This is a genomic window from Paenibacillus apis (assembly GCF_018333295.1).
In the GTDB taxonomy this organism is placed as follows: Bacteria; Bacillota; Bacilli; order Paenibacillales; family Paenibacillaceae; genus Fontibacillus; species Fontibacillus antibioticophila.
Genome location: NZ_BORS01000003.1, coordinates 87,627 through 106,862 on the forward strand (window position 1 = coordinate 87,627; position 19,236 = coordinate 106,862).

At 47.7% G+C, this 19,236-nt stretch carries 13 protein-coding genes; 4 read left to right on the forward strand and 9 right to left on the reverse strand.

The window, feature by feature from the left end; genetic code table 11:
* Positions 1-30: 30 nt before the first annotated feature.
* The gene (xylA, locus tag KI362_RS05060; RefSeq protein WP_301625377.1) at positions 31-1,347 is read right to left on the reverse strand and encodes a xylose isomerase; all 1,317 of its coding nucleotides are present in this window, start codon (positions 1,345-1,347) and stop codon (positions 31-33) included.
* 322 nt (positions 1,348-1,669) lie between these two features.
* Here xylA and KI362_RS05065 point away from each other — a divergent pair, with 322 nt between their 5' ends.
* On the forward strand, positions 1,670-2,851 hold the full coding sequence (locus KI362_RS05065) for an ROK family transcriptional regulator (RefSeq protein WP_301625378.1): 1,182 nt from the start codon (positions 1,670-1,672) through the stop codon (positions 2,849-2,851).
* Positions 2,852-2,877: 26 nt separating this feature from the next.
* On the opposite strand, the gene KI362_RS05070 is transcribed toward KI362_RS05065, so the two are convergent.
* On the reverse strand, positions 2,878-5,922 hold the full coding sequence (locus KI362_RS05070; protein ID WP_301625380.1) for an EAL domain-containing protein: 3,045 nt from the start codon (positions 5,920-5,922) through the stop codon (positions 2,878-2,880).
* A gap of 298 nt (positions 5,923-6,220) precedes the next feature.
* Between KI362_RS05070 and KI362_RS05075 the strand changes: the two genes are divergently transcribed.
* Together KI362_RS05075 and KI362_RS05080 are read left to right on the forward strand one after the other, a co-directional pair.
* On the forward strand, positions 6,221-6,391 hold the full coding sequence (locus tag KI362_RS05075; RefSeq protein ID WP_187375166.1) for a hypothetical protein: 171 nt from the start codon (positions 6,221-6,223) through the stop codon (positions 6,389-6,391).
* Positions 6,392-6,559: 168 nt separating this feature from the next.
* Entirely contained in the window at positions 6,560-7,366 is an 807-nt protein-coding gene (locus tag KI362_RS05080; RefSeq protein ID WP_301625382.1) for a hypothetical protein, read from the forward strand.
* A gap of 3 nt (positions 7,367-7,369) precedes the next feature.
* Here the strand turns inward: KI362_RS05080 and KI362_RS05085 are convergent, their stop codons facing one another.
* From KI362_RS05085 to KI362_RS05115, 7 genes are all read right to left on the reverse strand, one after another.
* Positions 7,370-8,857 carry a glutamate synthase subunit beta gene (locus tag KI362_RS05085; protein ID WP_301625782.1) on the reverse strand — a complete coding sequence of 496 codons (1,488 nt, stop codon included), beginning with the start codon at positions 8,855-8,857 and terminating at the stop codon, positions 7,370-7,372.
* Between the two features lie 475 nt (positions 8,858-9,332).
* Positions 9,333-9,563, reverse strand: a complete 231-nt coding sequence (locus tag KI362_RS05090) for a hypothetical protein (protein ID WP_301625383.1) — start codon at positions 9,561-9,563, stop codon at positions 9,333-9,335.
* Between the two features lie 363 nt (positions 9,564-9,926).
* Complete coding sequence (locus KI362_RS05095; RefSeq protein ID WP_301625384.1) at positions 9,927-11,537, reverse strand: response regulator; 1,611 nt, start codon at positions 11,535-11,537, stop codon at positions 9,927-9,929.
* Entirely contained in the window at positions 11,515-13,431 is a 1,917-nt protein-coding gene (locus KI362_RS05100; RefSeq protein WP_301625385.1) for a sensor histidine kinase, read from the reverse strand. The genes KI362_RS05095 and KI362_RS05100 overlap by 23 nt, the downstream gene beginning before the upstream one ends.
* Positions 13,432-13,507: 76 nt before the next feature.
* Complete coding sequence (locus KI362_RS05105; RefSeq protein WP_044480495.1) at positions 13,508-15,193, reverse strand: extracellular solute-binding protein; 1,686 nt, start codon at positions 15,191-15,193, stop codon at positions 13,508-13,510.
* Between the two features lie 109 nt (positions 15,194-15,302).
* Entirely contained in the window at positions 15,303-16,193 is an 891-nt protein-coding gene (locus KI362_RS05110) for a carbohydrate ABC transporter permease (protein WP_301625387.1), read from the reverse strand.
* Between the two features lie 18 nt (positions 16,194-16,211).
* Positions 16,212-17,180, reverse strand: coding sequence for an ABC transporter permease (locus tag KI362_RS05115; RefSeq protein ID WP_044480497.1), 969 nt, complete (start codon positions 17,178-17,180; stop codon positions 16,212-16,214).
* 254 nt (positions 17,181-17,434) lie between these two features.
* On the opposite strand from KI362_RS05115, the gene KI362_RS05120 reads away from it, so the two are divergent.
* A complete protein-coding gene (locus KI362_RS05120; RefSeq protein ID WP_301625389.1) occupies positions 17,435-19,177 on the forward strand; it encodes a GGDEF domain-containing phosphodiesterase in 1,743 nt (580 codons plus the stop codon).
* The last annotated feature ends 59 nt before the right edge of the window (positions 19,178-19,236 follow it).

Sequence of the window (19,236 nt, forward strand, 5' to 3'; positions counted from 1 at the left end):
ACGTTCATTCACTTGCAGCTTAGCACCAGCTTATTTGGTAGTGAAGATCAATTCGTTCAGACGCGCCTTCACCAGCTCAAGGTGGTTGGACTTGTTGCGGATGTCGCTATGCTCCAATGCATAAGCTTCCAAGGTCTTGAAGTTCGCTTTGCCGGACAAAATGTCTGCACCGATGCCGGACTTGAAGCTTGCATAACGCTCGTCGATCAGACAGTCGATGAATTTCTCTTCCTTCATGCGGGCCGCAACCTTTAGACCCTTCGCGAAGGTGTCCATGCCGGCGATGTGGGAGTAGAACAAATCCTCAGGCTCAAAGGAAGAACGTCTAACCTTCGCATCAAAGTTCACGCCGCCGGATCCCAGTCCGCCATTTTCAATAATTTCGTACATAGCCAAAGTTACTGCATACAGGTCTGTAGGGAATTCATCTGTATCCCAGCCCAGCAGCATGTCGCCTTGGTTCGCATCGATCGAACCGAGCATATTGTTGATGCGCGCTACGCGCAGCTCATGCTCGAAGGTATGTCCTGCCAGTGTCGCATGGTTCGCTTCCAGGTTAAGCTTGAATTTATCTTGAAGACCATATTTTTGCAAGAAGGAGATCGTAGTAGCTGCATCAAAATCATATTGGTGCTTGGTTGGCTCTTTTGGCTTAGGCTCGATCAGGAATTGGCCGGTAAATCCGATTTCCTTCGCATAATCAACAGCCATTTGGAAGAAGCGAGCCAGGTTATCCAGCTCCAAGCCCATATCTGTGTTCAGCAGGGATTCATAGCCTTCGCGGCCGCCCCAGAACACATAGTTCTCTGCGCCAAGCTCAACTGCAGTTTCCAGGCCCTTTTTCACTTGCGCAGCTGCATAAGCAAATACGTCGGCATTGGAGGTTGTTGCCGCCCCGTGGACATAACGCGGGTTAGAGAACATGTTGGCTGTATTCCACAGCAGCTTCACGCCGGATTGCTTCATACCTTCCTTGATCTTAGCAACGATTACGTCCAGGTTCTCATTGGATTCCTTCAACGTAGCACCTTCCGGAGCAATGTCCACATCATGGAAGCAGAAATAAGGAGCGCCAAGCTTCTCCAGGAACTCGAAATTCACTTCCACGCGTGCCTTCGCCAGATCCAGACCGGATACAGTCTCCCACGGGCGAACCATGTTGCCTTGACCGAAAGGATCGCTGCCGTTCATTGTCAGCGTATGCCAGTAAGCTACTGCAAAGCGAAGATGCTCCTTCATCGACTTGCCGAGCACCACTTCATTCTCGTCATAGTGCTTAAATGCCAATGGATTGTTCGAACCTGCACCTTCAAATTGAATCTTGCCAATGTTCTTGAAATAACTCACGTTACGTCCTCCTTACAATATAATGATCTTTTTAGTAAGCCCTTACATCAGTCTTGCCTTAATGATTTTGTCTCATGCTCTTTTCAACTCAATCCTATCACGTTATACTTAGTTTGTCTAGTCAACTAACTAAGTAATTTAGTAAGCATTTTTTATCTATATAAAGTTGAACTAAATAAGATGGCTTCGTTCAATTAGAGAATTCCGCGGACAACAGCGATCGTAAGAACACTTCACACGTTGCCCAGAACGTAACATTCATTAGTTCAACTTATATATGATATGATGGCGAATAGAAAAGCATGTTACCGGAGGAACTTCAATGAAAATTACGGGCGATCAGCAACTGATCAAGAAGATGAATAAAGGCATAGTCCTGGATACTATTCGGCAAATGCAGCCGCTCTCCCGGGCAGATATCTCCGCGGCGATCGGATTAAATAAAGCTACGGTATCCTCCCTGGTCGCAGAGCTGATTGACAGCCAGCTGGTTACCGAGATCGGGCCGGGCGAATCCAGCGGCGGCAGGAAGCCCACCTTGCTGCTTTTCAACAAACAAGCCGGCTATGCGGTCGGCGTGGACATTCGCGTTCACGATCTTCTTGTCGTTATTGTTGATCTGGAAGGCCATATCATTCGCGAGCAGAGCACCCCGCTTGCTGACTATACCACAGAAAGCGTAACGAATCAGATCAAATCCACGATCTCCAAGATCTGTGTTGATCTTCCCGCTACCCCTTACGGGGTCATCGGGATCGGGATCGGAGTTCCCGGGCTTGTAGATGAGACTCAGCAAGTCGTCTCCGCTCCCAACCTGGGCTGGAACAATTTTGATCTGGCAGGACATCTTCAGCAAGAACTTGCTCTGCCGATTTATATCGATAATGAAGCAAATGCCGGAGCCATCGGGGAAAAGCTGTACGGTGCCGGGCTGCATACCAGTGATCTCGTCTATTTAAGCATCGGGGTCGGAATCGGCTCCGGGATAGTCGTCGGCGGCCAGCTATACCGCGGTACGTCTAATTTTTCCGGTGAGGTCGGCCATATGACCATCGCCGAGAATGGACCGCTCTGCCGGTGCGGCAACCATGGCTGTTGGGAGACGCTGGCTTCCGAGAAGGCCCTGCTCGATCAGGCTGCAGCAATTTGGGGCGAGCAAGTCTCCACGATTGAAGAAGTGCTGGCAAAAGTAGAAGAGGGCAACAGCCAAGCTGTCACCCTCCTGAATGAGATCGGCACTCAGCTCGGCATCGGGCTGGCGAATCTCGTTAATATTCTGAACCCCGAAATGATCGTCATCGGCAACCGGCTGTCTCTGGCAGGCAAACAGCTTGAGCAGGCCATGCTGCACTCGATCAAAAACCGCAGCCTGTCTTATCATCGGAAGAAGACTCAAGTCGAATTTGCCAAGCTGGGAATCCGCTCCACCGCTCTGGGGGCGGCGTCCATGCCAATTACGGCCTTCCTGGCGGATTCCGACGTCTCCGTGCAAGCGGAAGCCTGAAATAAGTGCAGCGGCAGCATGATGCGCTAAATATCCAGTCGCAGACTGCTGCCGGCAAGCGCCAATGCATCTTGCTCCGGCACAGGCCGGCTGATCAAGTAACCCTGAATCACATCACATCTCGAACGCTTGATATACTGGAGCTGCCGCTGGGTTTCCACCCCTTCCGCAACGACCTTCAGCCCCATTTTTCTTCCGATCAGCACGATGGCTCTCGCCAAGGATCGACTATCCCCCTCGTCCGGAACCTGCTCAATGAAGGATTTATCAATCTTCAGAGTGGTGATCGGCATCTGCTTCAGGTAACCAAGTGAAGAGTAGCCTGTCCCGAAATCATCCAGCGCAATGCTTATTCCAAGCTCCCTCAACACGGTCAGGCTAGCCACCATCTCGTCAAAGGACTCCATGATCGTGCTTTCCGTAATCTCCAGCTCCAGATACTGCGGTTTTAACCCGGTCTCTCTTAGCACTTCCTGCACATGATCTGCAAAATCATCCTGCAGCAGCTGAATCACGGAGATATTAACTCCGATCAGGAAATCTCCATATCCTTCATCCTGCAATCTTTTCCCGAACCGGCACGCCTCCTTTAACACCCAGGCCCCGATCGGAATAATGAGCCGGCTGTCCTCGGCCACCTTGATAAAATTTAAGGGAGAGACAAACCCAAGCTCCGGACTGTTCCAGCGAACCAGCGCCTCAAAGCCGGAAATTCGCTCGGAATTCAGATCGACCTGCGGCTGGTAATGCAGCAACAGCTCCCCGTTCTGCACTGCTTGACGCAGATACTTTTCTAATTGTACACGTTCATAAAAGGCATGCTGGAAAGCCGGAGTAAAGACCATATACTTCCCTTTTCCGGCCTCCTTCGCTGCATACATCGCCATGTCCGCATTTTTCAAGAGCTCCTCCGGATCGGTTCCATTCTGCGGATATAGAGAAATCCCGATGCTCACCGATATATACAGTTCACTGCCCTGGATATAGAACGGCTCCTTGAACATCTCTATCAGCTTCTCGGCGTAGCGTTCCGCCTGGGCAGCCTCTCTGATGCCCTCCAGCATAATTACAAATTCATCTCCGCCCAGGCGAAACAGCATATCTCCACTGCCAATCACCTCGGACAAGCGTTTGCTGGTCGCTGCCAGCAGCAGATCTCCTGCCTTATGCCCCAAAGTATCGTTCACATACTTGAAATTATCGGTATCGATGAAAAATAAGGCCGCATGTCGATCAGGTGTCTCGGAGAAATTCTCCAGCTCTCTCATAAAGTAATGACGGTTCGGCAAACCGCTTAATTCGTCATAATAAGCCATATAATGCAAGCGATCCTGGGAAAGCTTCAATTCATGAATGTCAATAATCGAGCCTGTCATTCTCTGCGGTTCTCCATTGGTATCGAATACAATTTTTCCACGGGCAAGGAACCAATGATATTCTCCATGTTTCATCCGAAGACGGAATTCGCATTCCAGGAGAGAACGAAGCTCCGCACAAGCCTTCCCGATCTCGCTCGCATAGACCACTGCATCATCAGGATGAATGAGATCCGAGAGCATATCCCGATTTACCTGGTCTTCCTCCTCATAGCCCAACAGTTGAAACCATCTAGGGGAGTAGTAGTTCTTGTTATGTATTAAGTCGATCTCCCAAATGCCTCCGTTCGAGGCCTCAGTTACCAGTCGATATCGCTCCTCGTTCCGCGCCAGCAATTCCTGATTATCAAGCAGCTTCTTGTAATTATCGGCCAGCTCCTCCTGGGCTGCTGTCAGTTCCTCGTAAGTTGCCTCCAGCTCCTGGTAACTGTTCTGCAGCTTGATCTCGGATTCCTTTCGCTCTTGAATATCCATCCCCGCAAGAACAAAGACATCAAGATCACCTTCCAGCCCTTGAATAGAGGTGGTTCGGAACAATAAGGCAATCTTTCCCTCTCCTTCCGAACGCTTCAGGATCACTTCCCGGTCGACGGCAAATTGCATATTCAATGCTTCATCCAGCATTTGCAGCAGCTCCGGATAGTTGTCACACATGCCCTCCAGCTCATCATATGGACGATCCTCTGCCTGTTCCTCTGTAATCCCGATCAGTCGTTCGGCATATTGATTCAACCTAACCGTCCTGCCGTCAGCCTTGACCGCCCAGATAAACAGATTTGCATGCTTCAGCACATCATTTGAGAATTCCCGTTCGCCTTGCAGGGTTCTTCGCAGCCGATTGATATACAATCTGATCAGGATCGAGCCAACGATAGCCGAAATTACGATCAGGACGGCCGCCGTTATATATCGGTTGCGGATTTTCTCATTATAGTGATCGGAATGGGTAAAGAAATATCTCTGATATAGCTCCTCGAACAAAGGATCGCCTTGAACCTGAGTTATCCGCGAATTCAAATAAGATACAAGCTCGGGAGAATCCTTCCGGATTCCATAAGCGAAGTCAACCGGATAGAGTCCTCCCAGCACCATCCGGATCTCATCACTCATGGCTTCCCGAATCATCAGATAGTTAACCACATGCTGATTCTCAAACAGTAGGTCGATCTTCCCTTCTCTTAACGCATGCATCCCTTCCTGAACGGTTAGGAATGTCGAATAATCGGTAATTCCCAACTCACTCTTCAACTGCTGCTCCGTATATTGTCCGGCACCTACACCAATCCTGTAGCTGGACAATGTGTTCAAGGTGACTTCTTCCTCAAAATGAGTCCTGGCAAAAATACCTGTCGTTGTCTTCATGATCGGCTTGGAGTAACTGACCTCGCCCTTTCTTTCATCCAGAACGGCCATGAGGCCTACCGTGTCTAGTTCCTTGTTGTTCAGCTTTGCGTAAACCTTCTCCCAGGCATCAAAGGAATAATAAATCGAGTATTTGTCTTCTTCAAATAAAAGGCGGGTCAGATCGAGGTCAAATCCGGCAGGATAACCATTTTGGTCATACTTGAAGGGCGGGTAGTCCAGCTCGGATTGGTAGAGAATATTTTCTCGAGAGGCGTTTGCGGATTCGGGGTTTAGCAGAAATGAAGTTACCACACTCATTAACAGGAATACTGAGCTTACGAGCTGTTTCATCCTTAACCCTCCCAGGCAAGATCGTCGTGGCACTTTGGTCATAGATTAAAATTTAGTTATATTTTAACATAAATCCCTAACCCTACATAGGTTTCTTATCCTAATTTGTCGAAGAGTGCAGCGCTTGAAGACTCATTCTCCAATCTTAAGTCATTGATTTTTTCTCCAAATAGTCTCCTTGTATTTACAAACCAAAAATTATTGTGCATAATGATAAATATCACATTTGATAATGATTATCATTATTATCTTGTCCTCATATTGGATATAAGTTTATTTAATAAGGAGTATGAAGCCCATGAAAGTATCTGCCCGCAAATCTTCCCTGCAAATCGATGACTATCTGGACCTTCTGAACTTGGCTACCAACCTCGGTGATCTGAAGTGGCGGAAGGAAATTCTCCGCAAGCTGGAATGTCTGCATACCGAATTACAGCTTCCCGAGCCATTGTGTGAGTTGTCCGAGTAATTGACATTTAAGGGATTTTAAAGTATATTTTTTGAAAATAGAATTCTGGAAATTTGGGAAGCACCCGTAAGCTGGCAGTGAATGCCGTCTTGCAGGTGCTTTTTTCTGTATCTCCAGGTTCTATGCCTGCTCAATCCCTAAAAACCATGTAAACAAAGGAGCGATAGGATGAAGAAGTTTCTAATTTTGCTGGTGACCGGATGTCTCTTGTTTGGTGTACCTCCAGTCTCCATACTCGGAGCCTCCCCGGAATTTACGGATTCTGTGAAAGACCAGTTGAAGCTCGCCGTAGAAGACGCAGGTACCGCCCGAAAGAAATCGTTGATCAAATCGTATGATTCACTGTCAGCCCTGCAGAAGGAGCACAAGACTTGGGAGAGCAAGAACACTAGCCTCCATAATACCAATGAGGCCAAATTAAGCGGCGTAAAGAAGAAAATTACCGAACTGGATTCCGCAAAAATCCGCCAATTGGAGCAAAAGGTCAGTACGGTTAAGCAGAAATATCAGCCCCTATTCGATTCATCGGCATTAGCGAATAAGCAGCTCGCCTCTGCCAAGAAGCTGAAGGATAAAGCGTTAACTAAACTGCTGCAAACACAAGCCAACGGATTGAAAACAGCATGCACGCTGGCACGGCAGGAGATTCGAACGAGAGAGGCGGAGCTAAAGGAAGCAAAGGCAGCACGAACGCGGAAAAGTGCAGAAATTCGTAAAATATTGGGAGAAATCGATACGTGGAAAGCCAGGATCAAAACCGAAAAAAGCTCCATCTCAGCAGCGAATAAATCCTCAGCCACCGAGTGGAGCAATTTCAAAGCTGCCTTGAAGAAAAAAGATACCGACCGGATTGCCGGTGCGCTGACCCGGCTGGATACCTTATTCTCGCAAGGATTAAAGTCCCGTAAAAATATACATGTCTACGAGGTTAAAATTGCAGAAATTCTGACCAAGGCGGAGGCAAAATTGAAGTGAAAATTAGGCGCGTAGCAGCCGGTCTGCTGTCAGGTATCGAGTAACAGCCTTGGCCGCTTGCCGGCCCTCTTGAATGGCCCATACAACAAGACTCTGGCCGCGGCGCATGTCTCCTGCTGCGAACACACCTTCCACATTCGTGGAATACGTCCCCTCCGCCGCCTTTACATTGGACCGTTCATCCCTTTCAATACCAAGCTGTATCAGCAGACCATCCTCCGGGCCGGTAAATCCAAGCGCAAGCAGCACCAGATCGGCCGGAACCCTACGCGCCGTCCCTTCGATCTCATGAGGAACGAGCCTGCCCTGAGCATTATGCAACCACTCGATCTCTACAATTTCTAACCCGGTAAGTTGCCCGTTATCATCACTCAGGAATTGGCGGGTGGAAGTTAAGAAACGGCGCGGCTCCTCACCAAATACTTCGACTGCCTCCTTCTGTCCATAGTCCGTCTTCATTACCTTGGGCCACTCCGGCCATGGATTGTCCGGCTGACGGGATAGCGGAGGCATCGGCATAATTTCCAATTGATTCACGGAATTACAGCCATGCCTGATTGCTGTCGCCACACAGTCCGTCCCGGTATCGCCTCCGCCAATCACAATTACATGCTTATCCTTGGCAGAGATGTGTCGTCCATCCTCCAGACCGGAATCAAGCAAGCTGCGGGTATTCAGGGTCAGAAACTCCATAGCTTGATAGATGCCGTCGGCCTCTCTTCCCGGTATAGGCAAATCACGGGCAAGGGTAGCTCCCCCGCACAGCACAACAGCATCATAATCCTTCTTCAAGGCATCGACCGGAAGATCTTTGCCTACCTCACAACGAGTCACAAACTGGATTCCCTCCGCTTCAAGCAATCGCACACGTCGTTCCACGGAACTCTTCTCCAGCTTCATGTTAGGGATGCCGTACATTAGCAAGCCACCGATTCGATCGGCCCGCTCGAAGACGGTTACCATATGCCCCGCCTGATTCAATTGGTCTGCGCAGGCCAGACCGGCAGGACCAGATCCGACAACAGCAACCTTGTAGCCCGTCCTTCTCTCCGGTGGCTCAGGCTGAATCCAGCCTTCCAGGAATCCACGGTCAACGATCGACTTCTCGATATTCTTAATCGTCACCGGCGCTCCATGCTTGCCAACCGTACATGCGCCTTCACAAGGTGCCGGACACACTCTGCCAGTAAATTCAGGAAAGTTATTTATCTTCTGCAGCCGCTTGAGAGCCTCCTTCCAGTTCCCCCGGTATACAAGGTCATTCCACTCGGGAATTAAATTGTGGAGCGGACAACCTGAAGCCATCCCGGAGAGCATGCGTCCAACATGGCAAAATGGGGTCCCGCAATCCATGCAGCGCGCTCCTTGAGTTCTTAGCTGCTCCTCATTCATCGGAACGGAGAACTCCGCCCAAGAGGATATCCGCTCCAAGGGTTCCAATTCCCCGGGAACCTCCCTCTCATATTCCATAAATCCAGTTGCCTTGCCCATACGATTCATCCCCTTATAGATTCGATGTTTAAAGTTCCAGCCTCACTGTCGCTTCCTTGCTATAAAGCGTTAAAATATCAGGGTGCAGATAGACCCGTTCCTTCTAAATGTAATTATGGTAGCATCGCAGCGCTTCCCTGAGTAATGAAGAATATCACTGTTCTTATCCGCTCTGCCGGCAATCGCCCTATAATCTATATAACTGTACTTGCCAAAAACGACTTCCAATTTACTGGAACAAACAAGAGCTAGAAGCATGGTGAACCCTGGGAGCCTGCGTCCGGTATGGGCTTACACTCGCTGTTAAACCCGGATTTTTTGAACGATTTGAACCTGACGAGGTGAAAATCCGGGTTTAAAGGCGACCGCTGTCGCTGTTTCAGCTCCATACCGGACCTCCGGCTACTTGTTCACCACTCTTCCAGGCGATCCGTAATTGTTGTTGCACCTACTCAAACGGAATTCCCTTTCGCCCTTATTCATAAATCCAACGGGCTTGGTGGGCAAGATGCTCTTGGTGAAAAGCTTGTAGGCCTTCAAGAAGCTTGCCCTCAGAGTGGTAGAGAAGAAAGGTGCACGCAAAGGCAAGCACCGTCCAAAAGCGATCCAATGAAGTTGCAGATCGGACCTGATAGTGGTCCAGCCCCAGCTTTATTTTAGTGGTTCGAAAGGTATCCAAATGTGCTACCTTGAACGTATGAGACATGTCTTGTTCTCCTCTGCGTAATGGTGGGTGGTACTTCCATTGTACAAGGAAACACGAGACTGTCTCTATTTTTTTACAAATTATGGATCGAATATTGGCAAGTACAGTATATAAGTTCAACTAAAGAGTGCACAGAAAAGGCATAAGTGTAAAGAGTTCTGAAGTAAAAGCTTTCTGAAAGAAAGCTGCTTCGGGAGCATACGCTCGACAGCGTTCGCCCTTGAGAGCGGATTTCTTCCTTTACATGGCCTAGTTCAATCCAAGAAATTCGCGAACAACAGTGATCGTAAGAACACTTTACACGTTGCCTCCAGTGCATGTTCATCAGTTGAACTTATCTAGACCGGCATTTTCGTGGTCTGCTCATTCGTCTTCTGGTACCTCGCGTTCCCCAAAGCGTTCATTGCCTACAAAAAGCTTGCCGCGATATTCAAAGGGAGAAATACCTTCCAGCTCCTTGAACACCCGTGAAAAATGCCGTGTATTCTCAAAGCCGACTGCTGCACTGATCTCCGACAGCTTGAGCGAGCCCGTTCCGATCAGTTCCTTTGCCTTACGAATTCGGACCCTCTTCAGATAAGTGACAAAGCTCTCGCCGGTATAAGCCTTGAATGCCTCACTGAAGTAGGAATAATTCAAGGATACATAGTTGCTGACAATGGCCATGTTCAAGGGACGATGATAGTTGTTCTCGATATAGTCCACCGCATCCTTCATGTCCCCATTCTCGCTATGTGCGGAACGAATCTCCTTGATATACTCGTTCAGGCTGAACAGCAGCTGCTCCAGCGAACGAAAATAATCATGGAAATGACGGAAGTTGAACAGATCTCCCACTTTGCGGTAGAGCTTGATGACCTCCACCGATGCCTCTCCGTACATCCGGAATACCTCATCAAGGACCTGTTCGTTAATTCGTTTGCTAACCGCGGATAAATAGTCGATGTCTAGCCCTGCCAGTTGATCAATCCGGAAAATCTCATGGAGCAGCAGGCCGATATCCTTATCCTGATTTGTGCCCAGGATATTACCCAGCTTCCGGATATCCTCCTTCGGAACACTATAGCGAGGCCGTTCCGCAGGCAGCTCTTTGAACCAGATCAAGCGCGTCTTCGGAAATACAAAGGTGTAGCTAAGAGATTCGGCAGCCTGACGGTAACACTCGGCAAGGTCCTCCAACCGGCTTCCTTCTTTGCTGATTCCGATCAGCAGGCCGTCAAGCTCCTTTTCGGCAGCCAGATTGGACAGTTCCGCAAACTTAGACTGCGGCCCGCCTACCAGCACAACCCTTCCTTCCCGATCGAGCAGGCAAGCGTTCAGTTGACCATTGACACTCTCAAACATATGCTCGGCCAATGACTTCAGCTCATCTTTCTTCATACGGGTGCCATCCTCGTATTTATAAGTCAGCACCGCCACAGTGAATGGTGAGATATAACGGTCAAAGCCTATTTCCGCGCTCCACAGCTTTACTTCCTCATCCGTGAAGTCCTTCAACAGCATTAAGTCAAGCAAAATTCCCGACTGAACCTGCTGCCGATAGCTCTCCGTTACAGAAAGCTGCTCGGCCATCTGGGAACGCTTGGTTAAAGTATCCTTACATTTACGCAGCGCTCCGAACAATTCGTCCCTGCGAATCGGCTTCAGCAAATAATCTACCGCTTGATACCGGATAGCCGCTTTAGCGTATTCAAAGTCTTCATATCCGCTCAGGATAATAACCAGCGGTCTTCCGGCTTGGGCATTCGGCAATGGTTCGGAAGCAAGCCGCTCAATCAGCGTAATTCCATCCATGATCGGCATGCGGATATCGGTCACAACAATTTCCGCTCCTTCAGTCCGGTATAATTCAAGTGCTTCAGCCCCCTGGGCCGCGGTAATCAATTCAAATTCCTCAGAGAACTCACGTTCAATCATCGTCTTAAGTCCGAGACGGATATTTTTTTCGTCATCAACGATCATCAGTTTTGTCATTCGTGCCTACCCTCCCTGTTAACAGCACTTTCGGCAAAGTCATCTCAACTCGTGTAAATTCACCTTGCTCACTAAATACGCTCAGACCATATTCTTGACCGTAAAAAAGTCGGATTCGCTCCTGTACATTGCTCAGGCCAATTCCATATGGGCTTGGCTCCGGTCGGAAGCCTCTCGGTACCTTATCGGTAAGTCCGACCATTTCCAGCTCCTGGTTCAACTCCTTCAGCACCTCTTGTTCAATCCCCACGCCGTTGTCTGTCACGATCATCCGTACCGCATTCTGCTCCCGGCTCTCCACCCGGATTTTGATCTCTCTTGTTCCAGGCTCTTCTCCGGTCCAGGCATGTTTAACGGCGTTCTCAACAATAGGCTGAAGGGACATCTTTAGCATTTCCATCTCCATGTACTCTTCCGGAATATCCAGCTGAAGCTGGATCGGCTCATCAAAGCGTATATTCATGACCTCGGTATAATTCTCGATATGTCGAATCTCATCGTAAAGCTTCACATACTCGCCAGACCATTTAAAATTGTATCTCATCATTCCGCCAAGCGAGGTCAGTGCGTCTGATATTGCCCGCTGGTTCTCGATCTCCGCTAGCATCTTTATATTCTCCAAGGTATTGTACAGAAAATGCGCATCAATCTGATTATGCAGCGTGCGGAGTTCCGCTTCTTTGGTTAGAGCCTGCTTGTATACAGCTTGGGCTACCAACGTATTAATCGTATTCATCAGCTTGGAGAAATGATGCGCCAATTCTCCGACCTCGCCCCCGCCACGAATAACAATTCCACTGTAAGTTTCCCCTCTGCGAACCTTCTTCATCTCTTCGGTCAGCAGACGCAGGTTTTTCAAAATAAATGCATTTGAAACATAAGCAATCAGGGTTACGAGCGTGATAAACCCGATATTGGCACCGATGAGTATATTTCGTGTATGTGATATTTCCTCTAGTACACTGTCCATCGAGACGATATTCAGCAAATCTGCATTAATGCGTTCAATCGGCTTATGCAGCAGAAGAAATGAGTTTCCGTTTTCCGTGTAATTGATATCCCAATTTCCTGTAGCTTTATATTGTTGCAGCCTTTCCTCAATGACCGCGCTCATCTCGGGATTAGCAGCCAGGAAAGAATCCTGAGCCCGAGTGAAAATTTGGAATTCGTTATCCACAATAAGCATTTGGGACTGGCTGTCTTGAATCACGGAGTATGTCCTTGGACTGAATTTTTCCAACAACATATCCACCTGCACCATCCCGACATGATGAATATTCCTCGGAATACTCATTTCACGAAGCAACGACACCTTAGGCGTCTCCGCCGGGGTCTGCCCATGATATCGATAGATGATGTCCGCATCATTATATAGAAAAGACCACGATTCCATTCCCTTCATCTCGATGGCCTTTTGATACCAAGGCTCATTGACAACACGGCTTTCCCTGAAAAAGATCGGCCAGATCTCGGTTACTTTGCTGCTGGAGAACAGACGGAGATGCTCCACATTCGGATTGTAATACTGGATACGTGTCAAACTTTTAAAGACGTTATTATTGAAATTAACCAATTCTTCCGCATCAGGCTCATTTGTATTGGACAAATACTCTTGTACATCGATATCATCGTAAGCAACCTGAACTGCTCGGACCATCGATTCGATCTGGGTTTGAATATGGAGCTCTTCCATATCCAGTAAGGACTCATTCTTTTCTCTGGCGTCACGTATGTACATATTATTAATCAATCCAAAGGAATAATAGGACACCAAGACGCTGGGTCCTAAAATAATAAAAATATAGGCAGCAATAAGGCGGCTCTGCAAGGAGCGGCGTCCAAACCAGTATTTAAATGAATCCCACAATGATATCGAGCGCTTGGTTCTCTTCATGGACCTAACTCCTTTTAATAAACACCCAAAAGCCCGCGAACCGCGGGCGTTTTGGGAAGAACTATAGAATTGATATTTACATACCGAGCTTCGTTTTGTTCTCTTCGTATTTCGTTTGTTGGAAAGCCTCAACTTTTGCGAGTCCCAGATCTTCTTGTTTCTTGATGTAGTCTGCCCAGATCTTGTCGAACTCTGCTTCGGAAGAAGCCATCAGGAGCTTAGGCAATGTCTTGCCGCGCAGATCCTTGATCTTGCTCAGAATGATACCCTCATCAGAGTTAGCCAGTGGATCGATTTCGTTGTATTCGGAGATACTTACCGTCTTGCCACGAGTCCAATCTTCCAACTGTTTGTAAGGCTCAACCGATTGAGGAGTCCATTGATACGTAATATTCGTATCTTGCATCATCCAGAAGGTGAACGAGGAACCGTATTGCTTGTCGAACGCGGAACGGTCTGTGTTCATCAGATCAAATACTTCTGGCTTGAATTGATCTTTGCCGTCAATTGTATCATAGCTTACGCCTTTTTCTCCAAGGTAAAGGTCTTTCTGTCCTTCTTCACTCATCAGGTAGCTCAGGAACTTGATGGCACGCTCTTTATCCTTAACATCCTTGGAAATCAGAGTTACTGTCCATCCGGAAATGGCTGGGCCGTTAAGTGTTGGAGCATCCAGGTTTGTATTTGCAGGACCGTCTACAGCAATGTAGATCTTATTAGGATCCTGTTGGTACAACGTACCCAATTGAGCTGCAAAGTCAGTGCGTTGGTACAACATCGCAAAGTAACGTCCCTGCACGATTTTTTCTTCCATTTGAGCGCGCTTGTCAATGAAGATATCCTTCGCCAGCAAGCCTTGCTCGTTAGCATCGCGCAATGTCTTCAACCAGCGAACATATTCAGGATCGGTTTCACGATTATACAGCTTGCCGTCTTTTTCTCTCGGAATAGCCAGGAAGTTTTGAATGTAGCCTTCCAGAGAGTCGTTGCCTGTTTGAGTGAACTCATGCAACCCAAGTGGAATGATCGGTTGCCCATCGATTTCCGGGAACATTTCTTTAGCTTTCTTCAGTGCTCCCACAAAGCCTTCTGGAGTCCGCATATCCGGGCTGCCGATGGCTTCATAGATGTCCTTGCGAACTACGAATGTTTGGTTGGATACATAAGTGTCTCCGTATTTCTCGTAGTCTTTAGGGGACGAGGAAGAGTTAGGGTATCCATATACATTACCGTCTGCTTGTGTATACCAGCCCAGTTTGTCAGGGTCTGCCACTTTGAAGAAGTACGGATCATATTCTTCAGCAAGTTTGTTCAGCGGCTCAACGAGACCGCCTTCGATCATTTTCTTCACACCATCTTCATACCAGCCGAGCGTAATGAAGTCTGGCAGTTTACCGGAAGCAATCAGTGTGTTTAACTTTTCGTTCTCGTTACCAGCTGGAACGATGAAGTCAATATTAACACCCGTCTTTTTAGTCACATATTGGGATGTCGGGTCAACGCCCCATTTGTTAGGGAACCAAGCAAAGTTCAGGTACCATTCAAACGTAATTGGAGAAGTGTCGGATTTCCAGCCCGGTTCATCAGCCGATGGTGTAGCAGCCGGCTCGGACGGAGTATTTGTATCCGTCGTTGCTGCGTTGTTAGCGTTTTCTGTTTTGGCCGTGTTATTGCTGTTGCTGCCACATGCCGCCAGAGAAAGAACCATGATACATGCCATCAGAAGCATCATCATTTTTTTGGACTTACTTTTCATGCCCATGCTTTTTACCCCTTTTCTGAACTTATATAATGTAGTGCTATAATGTGCAACTCCAAAGCCGCCGCAAGGCGGCCCGGAGGAGTTACTGAAGGTATTCGGGCCTTTCTAATTAGCCCTTGATGGAACCGATCATCATTCCTTTAACAAAATAACGTTGCAGGAACGGATAAGCAAACACAATCGGCATTGTTGTAACAACCATGGTTGCTAGCTTAATTGATTGCGAGGTAACCGTCTTGGTTACCGCACTTCCTTGAACCGCTGTGGTCATAATGTTAGAGCTGGACTGAGCCACGACCCGGTACAAGAAGGTCTGAATCGGTTGCAGTGATTCCTTATTCACGTAGATAATCCCTGCAAAGTAGTCATTCCATTGGTATACCCCGTGGAATAGGGCAATCGTAGCGATAACGGGCATCGATACTGGCAATACAATTTTCAAGAAAATGGTCCAGTCGTTGGCTCCGTCGATTCTTCCCGCTTCCTCGAGACCATCCGGAATTTCCCGGAAGAAGGTCATGAAGATAATCAGATCAAAAAAGCTAAACAGTACCGGTATAATATAAACCAAGAAGTTATCTAGCAGGTTTAAGTCTCGAATCAGCAAGTAAGTTGGAATCAGACCGCCGGAGAAGATCATCGTGATCGTTCCCATGATAATATAGAAGCGCCCTGCAATCAGCTCTCTGCGCGAGAAAGCATAAGCAACCATGGCGGTGAAAAATACGTGTGCTACTACTCCAAGAATCGTCTTCGCAATGGTAAGCCCCATGGCGGTCATGATCCCCGGGTTAGCGAATACCGCCTCAAAGTTCTCAAGGCTGAACACCCGCGGCCACCAATAAATACCGCCCAGCATCGCATCCTTACCATCATTGAAGGCATTAATCAGTACGTACCAAATGGGATACAATGTGACAAAACAGATCAGAAGCATCCCTAAATTATTAACGAAATCGAAGACAACTTCGCCTTTTGTTCTGCGGCTAGATAAAAACATGTGCGGATCCTCCTTTGCCTAAAACAACGAAGTGTCGTTGAGTTTTTTGGATACTTGGTTTGCTATCAGCAGCAAAGTGATTGCGATAACTGACTTGAACAATCCCACAGCCGTTGAATAGGAGAATCGGCCCTGTGAAAGTCCCGTATAGTATACGTAGTAGTCAATAACGTTACTTGCGCTGTCATTCAATGAATTTCGCAATACCAAGATTTGGTCAAAGTTGGAATTCATCACACCGCTGACGGCGAGAATAAACAGGATGCTGATCGTTGCTTTAATTGCCGGCAGCGTAACGTACCACATTTGCTGGAACCGTCCGGCACCATCAATTCTTGCCGCTTCATACATTTCAGGAGAGATACTCGTAATCGCCGCCAAGTAAATAATCGCGGACCAACCAAGCTCTTTCCAGATATCCGAGGTAATGACGATCGTCCAGAAATATTTAGGCTCGGCCAAAAACGAAATCGGCTGATCGATGAGATTCAATGCCATAAAGATCTTGTTAAAGATCCCTATATCCGAGAGCCATGTTGCTAAAATTCCGCCTAATACAACCCAGGACAGGAAGTGAGGCAGGTAAGAAATCGTCTGAATGGACTTCTTGAATCGTAGGGAACGCACCTCATTCAGGAAAAGTGCAAAAATAATAGGAAGAGGGAATGTCGCTAGCTTCAGCAAGCTGATCCCGAGTGTATTCCTCATAACGTAGCCGAAATTTTCATCAGCCAGAAACTCTTTAAAATGCTCTAGCCCCACCCAAGGAGCTTCTGAAATTGTTCTGATAATGTCATAGTCCTTAAATGCAATAACAACGCCGTACATTGGAATGTAGTTAAAAATAATCATCCACGCGATGCCGAGCAGCGCCATAATTTGAATATGCCGCTGTGTGTAGAGCTTTCTCAGCCATTTCCGCCTCTTATCGGGCGGCGTATTTGTTTGTATCGCGGCTGTGGGCTGTGAAGACTGTTGTATGTCCATCCCCTTTGACCTCCAAGCTGTCTATTTCTGATTTGAAAGCACTTTCACCTATCACACTAATATTGTACTTGGGATGGATTGCTAGGGTAAGGCATCAGATTTCGTATCCAAGGTATCATTTTTCGGGTTGACTTCATAAAAGTATCATTTGATTTCCTGAAGAAGCAGCATGTATGATGGGTACAAAGATGTACTCCCATACCGGACAGCATCAGAATTATACATATTCGGTCTCATTTTCAGGGGGTCTTAGATTGGAAAAGGAACTCAACTACTCACAAATTGAGAGTATTCTCAACTCTTCCGCATTGCTCCGTTCCATCGATTTGATGGGCGTCGGGCTTGCCGTAACCAATCCGAATCTTAAAGACAACCCGCTTGTTTACGTGAATAAAGGCTTTGAGATGATCACCGGTTATACCAAGGAAGAAGTTATAATGCGCAATTCACGGTTTCTCCAGGGTGAAGAGACCGATAAGGATCACTTGGATGTTATTAGAAATGCAATAAAACAAGGAAAAGCCGCTACGGTAACTATTAAAAATTACCGGAAAGACGGCACAACCTTTTGGAACCAATTTATTATTAGTCCTGTCTATGATTCCGAAGACAAGCCTGCTTACTTCATCGGGCTCCAATTCGATGTGACGAACGAGGTTGAGGCGCAGCAGGAATCCAGACAGCAGATCCGTCAACTCTCCTACTTTGATCCTGTTACCGGACTTTTGAATATGGGACGGTTTCAGGAAGCGGCGCAGGAGGATCTCGCTATCCTTGAACACGAACATCGAAGCGGCGCTGTGTTACGAGTTAACTTGAATCGCTTCCGTTACATAAATGAAAGTTATGGAGAAGCCGCAGGTAATGAATTGCTGATCGGCGTAGCCGAGCGAATCAGCAGCGAGGTCGACGAAGACGCGCTTGTATGCCGCAGCTTTGCAGATGAATTCATTATTTTTCTCAATCAAATTAGCAATCCCCTTCAAATACATACTATAGCCAGTAAATTATACGACTCTTTGAAGCAGCCGTTTATCATGGCCGACGATGAAATGAGCATCAGTTTTGCTATGGGCATCAGCATCTTTCCGGACGATGGGGCAGATGTCTCCCTATTGCTGAAGCATGCGGAGCTCGCCATGAAAGAAGCCAAGACCGAAAATATAAGCAACCCTCATTATTTTGACTATTACTTAATGGACAAGCTGAACGAACGGGTAAATATGGAGAAGAGGCTGCCGCGCGCGCTTGCCGAAGGAGAATTCGAGCTCTTTTACCAGCCGAAGATCCATGCGGTCACGATGGAGATTATCGGGATGGAGGCTTTGCTGCGCTGGAATGATCCGGAGGAAGGAATGATCTCTCCCGCTTCCTTCATTCCGGTTGCCGAAGAATGCGGCTTCATTGTCGAGCTTGGCGAATGGGTGCTGTGGGAGGCCTGCCGAACCAATAAGCGCTGGCAGGATCAGGGACTGCCGAAGCTGCCTATCTCCGTCAATGTATCCGCCGTCCAATTCAAGCATCCGCAGTTTGTACAGACCGTGGGGACTGTACTGGAGAAGACCGGACTGGCTCCGGAATTTCTTGAGCTTGAGGTTACGGAATCGCTGCTCAACGAGCCTGCGCTAATCAAGGACCGGCTGGATTCCTTAAAAGGGCGCGGCATAAACTTGTCCATTGACGATTTCGGAACAGGCTACTCCTCGATTTTTTACTTAAAAGAACTGCCCTTGCAGATTTTGAAGATTGACCGGACCTTCATACAGAATACCCCGCACTCACAGCGCGACAGCTTGCTGCTCCGTTCAATCATTCAGCTTGGCAAGTCCTTGGGCTTGACCGTCCTCGCAGAAGGCGTGGAGACAGAACAGCAGCTCCAATTTTTGCGGGAAAATGAATGTGATCAAATTCAAGGCTATTATTATAGTCGACCGGTAGATTGCACGGCGATGACTCGGATGCTGGAAGACGAAAGCACGAACCATAATCTTTGCTAAATATAATAGATAGTTCTCTCAGACAGACATTCTGATCTGCCATGGACGACTGGAGGTAA